At 60.5% G+C, this 12,350-nt stretch carries 10 protein-coding genes and 3 pseudogenes; 4 read left to right on the top strand and 9 right to left on the bottom strand.

What is annotated here, in order from left to right; translation table 11 throughout:
- From ABIE65_RS26225 to ABIE65_RS26200, 6 genes are all read right to left on the bottom strand, one after another.
- A partial coding sequence (locus ABIE65_RS26225; RefSeq protein ID WP_354081718.1) for a hypothetical protein occupies positions 1-185 on the bottom strand: 185 nt, incomplete at its 3' end.
- Positions 186-449: 264 nt separating this feature from the next.
- Positions 450-704 (bottom strand): hypothetical protein, encoded by a 255-nt coding sequence (locus tag ABIE65_RS26220; protein ID WP_354081717.1) that lies wholly within the window; start codon positions 702-704, stop codon positions 450-452.
- 757 nt (positions 705-1,461) lie between these two features.
- On the bottom strand, positions 1,462-1,617 hold the full coding sequence (locus ABIE65_RS26215) for a hypothetical protein (protein WP_354081716.1): 156 nt from the start codon (positions 1,615-1,617) through the stop codon (positions 1,462-1,464).
- A gap of 189 nt (positions 1,618-1,806) precedes the next feature.
- Complete coding sequence (locus ABIE65_RS26210) at positions 1,807-2,292, bottom strand: hypothetical protein (protein WP_354081715.1); 486 nt, start codon at positions 2,290-2,292, stop codon at positions 1,807-1,809.
- Between the two features lie 532 nt (positions 2,293-2,824).
- Positions 2,825-3,790, bottom strand: a complete 966-nt coding sequence (locus ABIE65_RS26205) for a DNA adenine methylase (RefSeq protein WP_354081714.1) — start codon at positions 3,788-3,790, stop codon at positions 2,825-2,827.
- A 47-nt stretch (positions 3,791-3,837) separates the two neighbouring features.
- Positions 3,838-4,698: a hypothetical protein gene (locus ABIE65_RS26200; protein ID WP_354081713.1), complete on the bottom strand. Its 861-nt coding sequence runs from the start codon at positions 4,696-4,698 to the stop codon at positions 3,838-3,840.
- A gap of 913 nt (positions 4,699-5,611) precedes the next feature.
- Here ABIE65_RS26200 and ABIE65_RS26195 point away from each other — a divergent pair.
- The 4 genes and pseudogenes from ABIE65_RS26195 (at position 5,612) to ABIE65_RS26180 (ending at position 9,025) form a co-directional block, all read left to right on the top strand.
- Positions 5,612-6,561, top strand: a protein-coding gene (locus ABIE65_RS26195) for an IS630 family transposase (RefSeq protein ID WP_502918579.1) whose coding sequence is annotated in 2 segments (ribosomal slippage) — positions 5,612-5,960 and positions 5,960-6,561 — 951 coding nt in all. Because the reading frame shifts where the segments join, the coding sequence is not laid out codon by codon here.
- A gap of 278 nt (positions 6,562-6,839) precedes the next feature.
- Positions 6,840-7,391, top strand: coding sequence for a transposase (locus ABIE65_RS26190; RefSeq protein ID WP_354081711.1), 552 nt, complete (start codon positions 6,840-6,842; stop codon positions 7,389-7,391).
- Positions 7,370-8,148 (top strand): annotated as a pseudogene (locus ABIE65_RS26185) (IS256 family transposase); the annotation flags it as partial. The gene ABIE65_RS26190 and the pseudogene ABIE65_RS26185, both read left to right, overlap by 22 nt.
- A 119-nt stretch (positions 8,149-8,267) precedes the next feature.
- Positions 8,268-9,025 (top strand): annotated as a pseudogene (locus ABIE65_RS26180) (IS5 family transposase).
- A gap of 31 nt (positions 9,026-9,056) precedes the next feature.
- On the opposite strand, the gene ABIE65_RS26175 reads toward ABIE65_RS26180, so the two are convergent.
- From ABIE65_RS26175 to ABIE65_RS26165, 3 genes and pseudogenes are all read right to left on the bottom strand, one after another.
- Positions 9,057-9,620, bottom strand: coding sequence for a recombinase family protein (locus ABIE65_RS26175; RefSeq protein WP_354081710.1), 564 nt, complete (start codon positions 9,618-9,620; stop codon positions 9,057-9,059).
- A 498-nt stretch (positions 9,621-10,118) separates the two neighbouring features.
- A pseudogene (locus tag ABIE65_RS26170) lies at positions 10,119-10,334 on the bottom strand (transposase); the annotation flags it as partial.
- A gap of 327 nt (positions 10,335-10,661) precedes the next feature.
- Positions 10,662-11,123 (bottom strand): DUF1281 family ferredoxin-like fold protein, encoded by a 462-nt coding sequence (locus ABIE65_RS26165; RefSeq protein WP_354081709.1) that lies wholly within the window; start codon positions 11,121-11,123, stop codon positions 10,662-10,664.
- Between the last annotated feature and the right edge of the window lie 1,227 nt (positions 11,124-12,350).

Raw genomic sequence — 12,350 nt, 5'->3', positions numbered from 1 at the left:
GCGGCCTGATCGTTTTCACATGCGGAGAGGAGTGACTGAAGCTGCTGCCGCGCCGTCGCTTGGCCGCGATGTTTCCCGGAAACATCCACCTCCAGCCCCAGCAGTTCCGCCAGATGGCTGTCGCTCACCCCGCCGTCGCCGACCAGTCCACTCTCCGCGCCGAGTTCGACCAGTAAGCGCAGCAACCATACTCGAACGATTGGCTCCAGCCCCTTCGAGGCGCGCCAACTCCACCTTGTCGTCCGTCCCAATCAGATCCCCTGAGGTTGTACTGCGCGGGCCGAGGGCCAGCGCTCTGTTCATCAGGGTCTCACGTTTCTCGAATCTGTGAAGGTTGTGGCGGACGATTTTCTAACGCTTCCGGTCCTTCCGCGCGCCATAGATGTCTGCACCGTTCTGTGACGCGTTGCGGGCAACCAAGAGGAAGGCCACAGGCATTGCCGCATTCGCTAAGCCATACCGAGAAAACCGATCGGCGCGTGTGTCTTCCATTCGCCCGTCAAGCGGTACCGACCGATGATCCGGTCGCCTGCGAGCAACTTCCTTGCCGAGCGCACTCCGGCCACCGGGCGTGTCCCGCCCCTGCGGCGGCCACCATTCGAAGTCCGGGTGACGGATGCGGGGATGCCGCCGACATCACCGGAATTGAAGGCTTTGCCAAAGCGGCCGAGCAGCACGATCGCCGCGTCTGGCTCGACCGTCATTCGCGTCTCCCCTATGCCGGTCGCACTTTCCAGCGGACCGGCTAGGTGCGCAAGCCGCATGCCCGATAGTGGGATCGGAGCACGCCGCTCTCTGGCCTGGTCCCGCCGCCGAGCGTGAGGCAACGCCAGCGCGGTCGACAGATGCGACCTTCCGGCGATGATGATTGCTGCCCCTGCCCCGAGGAGACCCGATGCGAATCACAAGGCGTTCATTTCTGCTTTGCGGCGCCTCCACGGCCGCACTGCTCGGGTTCCCTTTCGACCGCGCCAGAGCGGCGCCCCCTCCCCCGCTCTTCGACCCTGCAATCGCGTCCGCCACAACCTCGATTGAGGCGATCTCGAAACTCGTCTCGCAGCGAGGACTCATCGGGCTCGACTTTGGCGATGTCAGAACCGTACTGCATGGTGGAGGAAGGGCCGTATTCGGCGAAGGCGCTGCCACTGGGCCAGATCGGGCACGAGTCGCGGCAGAGCGAGCACTGACGGACTTGCGGCGCTCCTTGGCAGCCGCCCGACGTGTCGGTGGCAGGGTAGACGCCTGAAACGGGATGACCATGATGCATGGCCGCCCCATGCCTGCCATGGCCGATGCCGCAGAGACGTTGATCCCAGATCAACACCTTATCGAACGGTCGCCCTGCGATGGAACCAAGCCGACCCGCAGCGACAGGCTGTTTGAGTGTCCCCCGCAGCATCGCCCTGATACGAAGACGGCTTTGGCCCGTCGGGGGCCTATTCGGCCGCAGCTGGTGCGTCCTCAGTCTTCGCCTTCGCAGCCTTGCGCGCCCGCTTTGGGGCAGCCTTGGGCGGGACGCAGAGGATACTTCACCTTCGCCGGCTCCCGCGGATCGCCGACATCGCCGAAGTGATCCAGGAGAAGACGCAGGCGGTCCTTGACGAACAGCTCTTCCATGGCGCCAGGCTCTCATCGCGAAACCCAGCCGCCAAAGAATCACGCTACCGCCTACGGTGCTACCCGCTACCACCCCACGCCAGTAACCTGAGCAAGCTGCCGTGCTCCGCTGCGCAGGCCATTGCCTCAACCGGGCTCCAGCGTAAAGTAACCGCCCAGCTCTAATCCGAGCTGGAGGAGAGCTGGGGGTCAGGTCAGCGGCGGTGACGCGTCCGACTCAGACGCCTGCCGGACGACCTCTTCGATGAATTCATTTGATGGCGTAAATTCCAGAATTTCTAAAGCATCGCCATCGATATCCTCTATCCTTTCGTCTGATGAGCGCAGTTCATCCAAGAAGCGGTACCCATGAGCTTCCCTCACCTTTTGCGCAGCCTCTGCCCAAGAATCCGCAGTCACGTGGAAGCTGCGAGACCGCTCTTGGATCAGCACCGTTCTCACTGTATATTCGCGCTGACCGTTTTGCGCTGCCTCAATGGCCAGTCCGATGGCACGACATCGCTCGTTGTGACGCTGCCACGCCGCAATCTCACTTTCGGAGGCCGGCGTCACCCGGACTTCTAGCACCTCAAGGTGAACAGGTGCTTCGCTTTTCGCGAGAGCAATGTGTAGTGCCTCAAAGATGTCAGAATTCTCTCCTGGCGCTCGGCAGATCATCGGCCAGTCATAGCACATCTGTAGCGATCCGAATTCAAGTAACTCACAGGACGCTGAGCGGCCATCCGGACCCGAAACCTCTACCTCAACGCGTGTAAGACGCTCGACTTGCAGCGGTCGACTATCGTCAGGGTTGCGGTATGAATGCTCCGGCGGCATCGCGTCGAAGGTGTTGTAGCAACATTCGGCCACTTCAAAAGTGCCGTGGGTTGAACTGATTCTCAAGCGTACGGCTGTGCTGCGGCAGACAGACCCACGATTGGGATGTTGTCCTGTTAGGCGTCGTATAATGCTACAGAAATCGGGTATAATGCCGGTCATATGTCCTGATCGTCCTTCTATTTTCGCAGTACAACTAGTATCCGTCAAACGTGATCGGGATAGCCGCGATTGCGGCGACGTTCTCTATCAAGGCGGCGGGAAACCGATTGCAGCCCCCCACCGCCTCTACCAAACTCTTGGCGACGCCCCGTGATCCAGACGAAAGCCTACGCGGCCGCGGCCGATTGGATGTCGATCTACACGGGCGCCGTTCGGTCACCCAAATACCTTATCCCGCTGAAGCCGCGTTATCATTCGCCACGCCGTCGCCCAATTCAGGACACTCGATCATCCACCGGGAGCCAAGCTGCATTATCTTTTCGGCCGAGATAGCGCCACGGTAAATGAGCTGCTCCACACCGGTTTTTCGGCGACGGGTCAACGGGTCGGTGCCACTATAATTCATGCGGTAATAAACCTTTTTGTGTGCAGAATATCGCTCCAGTGACTCTGGCGACACGTCTAGCGTAACCATGAACTGGCTGGCTCCACTGTCTATATCGCTAGCAAATTGATCCTGCGAGAAGTTGCAGTTATACAACGTCATGTCTCGCCCAACGTAAGGCGGGTCAGCAATCACGAGCGCTCTATGTCCATATATCTGGACGCGCTTTAGCGTGTTTTGATAGTTTTCATTGTGAAATTCTACTGAACAAAACTTCTCCGCCATGACGGGAAGCCGCCGAATGAGATCATCGCTGAGGGCTCGTTGTCCGCGCTTCTCAGAATATCCGGAGTTTCGAAAAAATCGTGCCGCCGATACCCATACTGAACGAAAGTAAATATACGCAGCCACGGCCTTTTCTACGATGTCGCTGCTGCTGCCAATCAGAACTACACATCGGTCAAATAGCTCACGGGTCACATAACCATAGTGTTGCCTGATACCATTCAGGTACTCCGCCACACACCTCCCGTGTTTCTGCAACCCAACAAACAATGAATACAACACATCGCAGGTGTCTGAGGCTATGATTCGGCATTCTCTATTCGCATACTTCTCGATTGCAGCGAATAACAGACTTCCACCACCCAAGAACGGTACGGCGATCGCATCGACATCGTCTGGTGCCGCCATGAAAATATCAGAGGCAACATAAGATTTACCGCCCGGATACGGGATCACCGTAACGTTCCCCGCGTGCAGCGCGGGCAATACATATTTGCAGGTTACGCCGAGAATTTTATGTTCCATAATTTCGCCCTAAAAGAGAGGCGCGCAATATATGCGCGCCCATTTATCTATACGCGGCTCAGATCGACCCCAAACTTCCCAATCAAGGCGAGGACCTCTTTGACTGACGCCCCTAACGGGCCTTGGATGTGACCACCCAAGCGGATCAAGAGTTCAACTTCCTCGCCGATAGGGACCTCATCAGGGACCGGGCAAAGCGGCTTAACGGTGAACGCCGCGTCAACAAGGTCGCGCTTCCTAGGCGGAAGCCCTGACACCAGCGCCTCCAAAGTTGCCTCAGGCAGTTCCATGTCTGGAAGATCGCCTTCGGCCGTCAGCTTCTCTTTGATCGGCAAGGCGCGTGTATAAGCACGTTCCAGACTATCGAAGGCGGCCACGAACTGCTCCGTCGTCGTACCGATGGCGATTGCGACCAAGATGACTGTTCGGATCTTGCTTTTCGTGGATCGACCAAGTTTTGATTTAATGTCGCGCCACACAAACTCAAACACTTTGTCGCCGATCATAGGCCGTGCCTGAGCCGCAACCTTGATATTACTACACCCCATCGCTTCAGCGTCCGGAGGGCTCTCGACCAGCCACTGCACGACCGGGAATGTGTCGAGAGCGATGTTCTTGATTTCCTCGGTGTTGCCCTTTTCGCTGGCCAAGGACTGGCGATCGAACGCAGCCAGGCGCGCGCGCAGGTCATCGAACAGCGACTGCATATTCTTAAGCCGTTCCGGATTCTGCCGGGCGGCGTCCGACCACATCACCTCTTCGGCTTCATCATCATCACCAGCGATGCCCAGCGACCGGGAAAAGCCTTCCACATTGCCGGCGGCGCCGGGATCTACTCCACCGGCGGACGCGGTCGCCGCCTCGCGACCAGGCGCGGGCAGACACAGTAGTTCATTAGTATTCGTCACCGCAGGATCTCCATCAAGAAGAAATACTCAGATGTTAGAACCAGCGAGCAAAAACGACGGCTCGCGATGGCCATAGATGATATAATAGTCAGCCTTCCGTTCCGTACAATAGGTCGGTGTCAAGAATTATTTTCATGGAGTGGTCATTTTAATTTTGACATTTTTCCGGGGCCGTGATCCGTCCCTCTTGGCCGCGACTTGGATTTTTTCTGGTGGCGTATCAACGAGTTAAGCCCGTAGCAGCCTAAAGCCCCAGGTGCGCGATCCCGATCACGGCTCCTTGCCGAGCACCTTTTCGGCGAACTCTCCAAAATTTTGAGGGGTTCGGTTACTGCTGGCGATCCGCCGGCAGGTGGGCGCGGTGGCAGCGGTATGGGCGAGGTGCAGCGTCATATCTTCGGACCGCACGTTGACACGTCCGGAAAGCTGCCTTTGCGCCCGGGTTGTGAATGTGGTCCGGGTTTGAGGCGGAGAAGTCGATAGCTACCGGTTGCTCCGCGGGTGCGGATGCCACCGGATGGAGGGTATAGTCGGCGTTCGCGGCTTCATGCCGGCGGACTGGGCCCTTCAAACTGCGGATTCCGACAGAACCGGCCGCCTATTCCGATCGCTGCCGGCCGGCGTTCCGATTTGATCCCGGCCATCTGAGGCGCGGTCCTCTGGGTCGCAGTCGATGATCTTCGGGTGGTGTCGGACGTTCAAGTTGCTGCGGTCCCGGTGGCAACCGAGGCGATATCCGGCGGCCGCTTCTTTCCCGGAACATACGGACAGAGGCGCCGATCCAGTCCGCCACCCACTGGGTACAACTCGCCTCGGCCTAGAGCATATTCCTCGGTAGCTGAATCGGGTTTGGGATTCCCATCGAGGGGGTTTTCTGATTCACCGTGAGAGCTGGTGAAGGAGGCCAGTTCTTATGGCCCGAGCTCTTTCCCTCGATCTGCGGTGCCGAGTGGTGGAAGCGGTGTCGGCGGGTTCGTCCTGCCGGTCGGCGGCGGCTCGCTTTGGTGTCGGCGTGTCCTCCGCGATCCGGTGGGTTGCGCGGGTACGCGAAGTTGGCGACTGCCTGCCGAAGAAGCAGGGCGGCAACCATCGGTCCCATCGCATCGACGCGCACCGGGCGCTGATCCTGGGGTGGGTCGAGGCGGAGCCGGACCTGACGCTGGCGGAGCTGTCGGCGCGGCTCGCCGACGCGGTCGGGTACCGGCCGCCGGTGAGTGTGGTGCATCGGTTCTTCGAGCGTCACGGCGTGACGCGCAAAAAAAGACGGCGCACGCGGCCGAGCAAGACCGGGCAGACGTAGCCGCGGAGCGCGAAGCCTGGTTCGAGGCCCAGCCCGATCTCGATCCCGAGCGGCTGGTCTTCATCGACGAGACCGGAGCGTCGACCAAGATGGCGCGGATGTACGGCCGGGCGCTCCGGGGCGAACGCTGCCGTGCACCGGTCCCGCACGGCCACTGGAAGACCACCACCTTCGTCGGCGCCCTGCGTCTCGGCGGCGTCACCGCCCCGATGACCCTCGACGGTGCGATGAACAAGGTCGCCTTCCTCGCCTATGTCGAGCAGGTCCTGGTGCCGACGCTCAGACCCGGAGACATCGTCGTCATGGACAACCTGCCCGCCCACAAGCCGCTTGCAGTCAAAAAGGCTATCGAGGCTGCCGGTGCCGAACTTCGCCTCCTGCCGCCGTACAGTCCCGACTTCAACCCGATCGAACTCGCCTTCGCCAAGATCAAGGCCGCCCTCAAGAAGGCCGCCGCAAGGACCCTGGCCGACCTCTGGAACGCCATCCGCGACGCTATCGACGCCGTCACGCCAAACGACTGCACCAGTTTCTTCACTGCATGCGGCTATGAGCCGGAATGATGGGAATCCGCTCTAGGTGTAGTTGGGAGGCGCGGAGCACGCCGACGAAGATCTCGGCCGCGCACACCACGCCGGTGGCGGCGTCGACGGTCGGCAGATTTTTGCCGGAGTGATCCTCGAACGCCGATAGACGTTTCCGCGAAACGTGGGCACCTCATGAAGTTCACTCTGCGCCTAAAGGCCGTTGACGAAATTGGGTGACGTACTGATCGAGGACGGGTTCGACGCCTTCGCCGAGGCGGCGTGCGCGCCGTATTACGCGGCGCGGCAGGGGCGGTATGCATCTGGGTCGGTATTTCGAGGGGACCGCCAGCGAGCGCGGGATCGAGTGGCGCTGCGCCGACAGCCTGTCCCTGCGTGAGTTCCTGCGGATCGGGCGGACGGAGCGGGTGCCGGATCATTCCTGGCCGAGCAGGACGCGCGCACGCCTGCCGGTCGAGGTGCACCCGGCGGTGTTCTCCTGGATTCTGAAACACCTGTCGGAGCATGGGCTTTTGCGCGGGGGCGGATCGGCGTCAACGTCTCGACCATGGAGGCCAGTGCCGCCCCGCGCACGATCATGCGCCGGGCGAGTGGCGAGACGTACCGCGAGATGCTGGAGCGCATGGCGGTGCAGAGCGGCATCGCGACGCCGAGTGCCGAGGACCTCGTCCGTCTCGACCGCAAGGGCAAGGGCAAGAAGTTCTCCAACAAAGACTGGGAGAGCCCGACCGAGATCTGGGCACGCGGATCGCGCGCACGAAGAACGGCACGACGCACCTCGCCAACAAGCCGGATCACGCGGTGGACCTGGACACCGGCGCGATCAGACTTGGAGGTCGGTAGGCTGACCGGCGCCGGCTATGGCAAGAAGAGCGCCGACCGGCTGGCCCAGCGTCACGGCTATTGTGAGCGCGACTGGGAGCCCCGTGCCGGCACCGTTGAGTTGCGTATCCCGAAGCTGCGCACGGGCAGCTACTTTCCCGGCTTCCTGGAACCGCGCCGGATCGCCGACCGATCACTCACGTCGGTGATTCAGGAAGCTTATATCCAGGGCATCTCCACGCGCTCCGTCGACGATCTGGTCAAATCGCTCGGCATGAGCGGCATCCCTTAGAGCCTGATGAGCCGGCTGTGTGCGGAGATCGACGAGCGCGTGCAGGCCTTCCTGCAGCGGCCGATCGACGGCGAGTGGCCGTATCTGTGGCTCGATGCCACCTACGTGAAGGTGCGCAGCGACGGTCGCATCGTCTCGGTACCGGTGATCGGCACGGTCGGTGTCAACAACGACGGCCGGCGCGAGGCGCTCGGCATCAACATCGGTGCTTCCGAGGCCGAGACCTTCAGGTGGAGTTCCTGCGCAAGCTGAAGCGGCGCGGCCTGGCCGTGGTCCGGCTGGTGATCTCCGACGCCCACGAGGGCATCAAGACCGCCGTCGTCAAGATGTTTCGGGCGACCTGGCAGCGTTGCCGCGTCCACTTCATGCGCAACGCCCTGGCCCACGCCGGCCGGAGCGGCCGCCGCGTTGTCTCCGCCTTCATCGCCACCGCCTTCGCGCAGAACGGCGCCGACAGTGCCAGCCAGCAGTGGCGCCGCGTCGCCGACCAGCCCGGGGCGGTTCAAAACGCCATTGCCGATCCAGTGACTATAGGCTCCAAACCCAATCATCCTCTTGAAATGACGTCGCTGGCGTGATTCGTAGTTTCCCGGAGGCAAGGGAGGTGGCGATGTCGGGATCGTTGTTCTGGTTGTCGGATGAAGCGTGGTCGGCGATCGAGCCGCACCTGCCGAAGAACCAGCCCGGCGCGCGTCGGGTCGACGACCGCCGGGTGATCTCGGGCATCATTCACATGCTGAAGTGCGGCGGACGCTGGCAGGACGTGCCGGCGGCCTACGGCCCGGCGACGACCGTCTACAACAGGTGGAACCGCTGGAGCCGGCGCGGCGTGTTCCGGCGCCTGCTGGCGGCACTCGCGGAGCAGAGCCCGGTCGAGGATGTCGGCTACCTGGACAGCACCTACGTGAAGGCGCACCGGTCGGCGCACGGGGGAAAAGGGGGGCGAAGGCCCAGGCGATCGGCGTCTCGCGCGGCGGCCGGACGACCAAGATCCACGCGATCTGCGACCTCCTCGGGCGGCCCGTCGCACTCCGGCTGACACCCGGCAACACCTCCGACATCAAGGCGGCCGGCGAACTGGTCGAGGAAGCGACCCGCTTCAAGCGCCTGGTGGCAGACCGCGGCTACGACGCGAACTACTTCCGCGCCACCCTCAGAGAGGCGGGGACGACGCCGGTCATCCCGGGCCGCGCCAACCGCAAGCGGCCGATCCGGCACGACCGGCGCCGATACCGGGACCGCTGGCGGATCGAGGCCGTGTTCTGCCGGCTGAAAGACTTCAGGCGCATCGCCACCCGCTACGACAAGCTCGCGAAGAACTTCCTCTCGGCCGTCGCACTCGCCGCAGCCGTCGCGTTCTGGCTATGAATGATTCTGGACCCTAATTCCGAGACTGAACCTAACTAGCTGCTTCAGCCGAGCGCACGTAGGAGTACAGAGTAGGCTTTGAGATACCCAGCATTGTGCAAATCTTAGCGATCGACATAGTGTTCTCGTGGTAAAGTCGGACAGCCAAGTCGCGCTTATCCTTGTTCAGCACGGGCGGCCGTCCGCCCTTCTTGCCGCGAGCCCGGGCCGCAGTGAGACCCGCCTGGGTCCGCTCGCGGATTAGATTACGCTCGAATTCCGCCAAAGCGCCGAACAGATGGAACGTGAGCCGGCCCGAGGTTGTAGTTGAATCGATCGCCTCATGGAGGCTCAGCAGCCCGACCGAATGCTCTTCGAGGTACGTCATCCAGCCGATCAAGTCGCGTAGCGATCGACCGAGGCGGTCGAGCCGCCAGACGACTAGCGTATCGCCGGGACGAAGTTGCTCCCTCACCTTCTCTAGCCCCGGCCTGCTAGCCGTCGCTCCAGACGCCTTATCGGTGATGACCTTCTCGCATCCTGCCTCCAGCAGCGCATCCTTTTGGAGGTCTACGTTCTGGTCGTTTGTCGAAACCCGCGCGTATCCGATCCTCATGATGGACAAGTCCTGGTACGCAGATGACGGCAATTCGTCAGAAAACTCATCATACGACGGTGTTATCCTGCCTTAGTTTTCTTTACCGAGTAATTTTACCCGCAGAGGCGGACCTTGGCAACACCGGCAGGTACCGGTAGACCCTGGCAAACAAAGTGCCGTTTTCTTTACACAGGCCGGAGCGGCCGCGATGACCAACCATGGGCTCCTTGCTCCCATGACGCTCCGAGACCGCCAGGAATGCGTATGAGCAAATGCCGCCTAGCCCGGATCATTCATGAGGTGTCCGGAGCAGCCTATTCAGGCGCGTGGGCGTGTGGCGCCTTGGGCCCATGCAGTCGGGATTTGAAAGTTGCCGGGACAGGTTCGTTCTGGGGCACGCTGCCCCGGCGGGCAGAGCGGGAGCTTGCCGGCGCGGGCGGCGAGCATGACGAGGCTGTCGCGGTAGACGAAGCCCGCGGGAAGCGAGACCTTGATGAGGGCGACCATTTTGGTGACGTAGCCGGCGGCGATCATCAACGTGCGGAAGCGGATGATCTCCGCCAGCGTGTGCCGAATGCGGTCGGGATCGCGCAGGTCCGACAAGCAGCCGGCCAGGCGATCGGCGATCCCGAGCCGCCGCACGATCTCCGCCAGCACTAGGACGCCGGGGTCCGAGGTCAGGCTCCCGCCGTCGAAGGCGGCACGCACCAGCTTGCCTGCGACCGCTGACAGCCCCGGAAACTCCGGCTATTATTCTCCATGGCGGGCGCGAACTCCGTCGATCCGTGATGAGACTGCGTCAGCACCAGAATCATACACGAAATCAGCCGGTTAAGTCGCGCCCGCCACTGCATGCCTACTGCTCGTGAAAAATCCGGGTTAGGCACAATTGGTTTGATGTTCCCAAGAAAAATTCGTCACGGGCGCCCACCGGAGCCAATGCCGCGGAAGGCGTCGAACCGACTTCCTCAGCTGACACGAGTATTGATCCATTCGCGTTGACCAGGCGCGACCCGAATAGACGTGACCTTGTGAGCACTCGGAAACCTGCAGTGAAGTTCAAAAACCTCCGCCGGGAATCCGGAAGTAGCGCGACAGCCGCGCAGCGCCTTCCTGCTGCAATAAGTCGGCATGTTCCCGTTCGACATCATGTGTAGACGAAGTCTCCCAATCGTGGATGCGCAGGGCGTCTCGCCAAGTTATACCACCCTCGATGTCCACCATTTCCCACAATAGTGTTATTGATATGTGTGGAAACGCCGCTGCTAGCCCGTCAAGAGCTGCGGATGGTGGAGTCCATGGTGTCTCGCCGATGATGGTGATTCCGTCTGCGGAGCAATCGACACGTGGTTCACGTGTCTGAAACGCAATATCCCAGATTGTACCCCAGTTGAGCAGCTTCCAATTCCATACTCCGCGCGGGCCGAACAGCTCTTCAGAAAGGTCTCCGGGTACCGGCGCGCAGCTCGTAAGGCTAAACGATCTCGATGGGCATTGCGATCGACCCCGAAGTATCGCCAAAAAGCCGTCACCCGCAATTGATCCATCGGTTTCAATGTTAATTGTGTTGAAACATTAGTTAGACATAATACGATATTCCTTCTGTTTTTCGCACGCTAATATCTCAAATACATGCGTCGGCCCCGATTGCCTTTTACCTTTATATAGACAATTGCCGATCGGGTTCTGTCAGCCGCTGCCTTGAACGAGCAGCCCTCATTGCCTGAATGATGCAGACCGCAGTGTCGGAAATGAAGGGTACATTCTCTGCACAAAGAGACTACGGCCCAGATGACCAGAGGGGACGACGATCAACCGCAACCACCCGCGACAGCCGCTCCAGCGGATCGCCGCTGGCGCTCAGGCCCGCATAGCGATCGTCCAGGTCAAAGAAACCAGCCTGCCCCGCCATCCCAACGCCTCCCTCGCCGATCACGTGAGGGAATCAAATCGAGGCGCGGGAGGTCGGCGGTTTCGCAAACCGTCCAACCGATCTCACGCCGCCTCACGGACAAACATTGTTATGCATCGTCGATCTTCTGGCTAATCGTGATACCGTTTCAGAAGACGCGGTACCGATGCCCGAAACGCGCTCCGCAGGGCTGGCCACTCGCGATCGATAAGTACCTGCGCCGCCTCGGCGTCCTCCGTCGTTCGGAAACGTAACCCGTTGTCATCAGAGACAACTGGTACCTCAGAAGCGACAAGGATGAGCATTTCTCGCCTCTCCTCGAGCGGACACCAACTCGTCGGCGGCAGTGACTGATCAGCGAAGGGATCATATCGGTACGTCCGCAAAGGCGCAGGAAATGCAACAAGGACGGGGAAGCGCTTTATTGCAGCCTTGTGCTCCTCCAATTCCGAATCACCGGGCATCGGATTGATGAGATGGAACATGTCATATCCGACCGCTTTTGGCGTCGTCCACTCCGGATCGGTTGCATAATCGAAGGCGCCAGGATATCGTTCACTCAATTCTGACGTCTTCGCCGTGCTCAAATTTTCCGTATTTATTGACAACGCGGGCCTCGTAGGCGACCAAGAATTCAACTTTTGCATTTTTCACCATCGTTTTGATTGATAATAACTTATCCGTCATCGTAAATAGCCGCCGCGCATCTAGGCGAGGTTTGGTGTGTTGCTGACCATGTTTAGCGCGACCTCCTTACCTTACGCCTCCTAGCGACTAATGCAAAAATTAAACTTCTCATTAATTGTCTGCAAAAAAAGTTATTCTGCCGCCGCTAA

It is taken from the genome of Constrictibacter sp. MBR-5 (assembly GCF_040549485.1).
Classification (GTDB): Bacteria; Pseudomonadota; Alphaproteobacteria; order JAJUGE01; family JAJUGE01; genus Constrictibacter.
This window is presented reverse-complemented; position numbering and strand designations above follow the sequence as displayed.

Bases quoted from the DNA above. Each gene is read 5' to 3' on its own strand.
- ABIE65_RS26205 (WP_354081714.1), bottom strand. From the start codon at position 3,790: ATGGAACATAAAATTCTCGGCGTAACCTGCAAATATGTATTGCCCGCG.
- ABIE65_RS26190 (WP_354081711.1), top strand. From the start codon at position 6,840: ATGCATCTGGGTCGGTATTTCGAGGGGACCGCCAGCGAGCGCGGGATC.
- ABIE65_RS26220 (WP_354081717.1), bottom strand. From the start codon at position 704: ATGACGGTCGAGCCAGACGCGGCGATCGTGCTGCTCGGCCGCTTTGGC.
- ABIE65_RS26210 (WP_354081715.1), bottom strand. From the start codon at position 2,292: ATGTGCTATGACTGGCCGATGATCTGCCGAGCGCCAGGAGAGAATTCT.
- ABIE65_RS26215 (WP_354081716.1), bottom strand. From the start codon at position 1,617: ATGGAAGAGCTGTTCGTCAAGGACCGCCTGCGTCTTCTCCTGGATCAC.
- ABIE65_RS26175 (WP_354081710.1), bottom strand. From the start codon at position 9,620: ATGAGGATCGGATACGCGCGGGTTTCGACAAACGACCAGAACGTAGAC.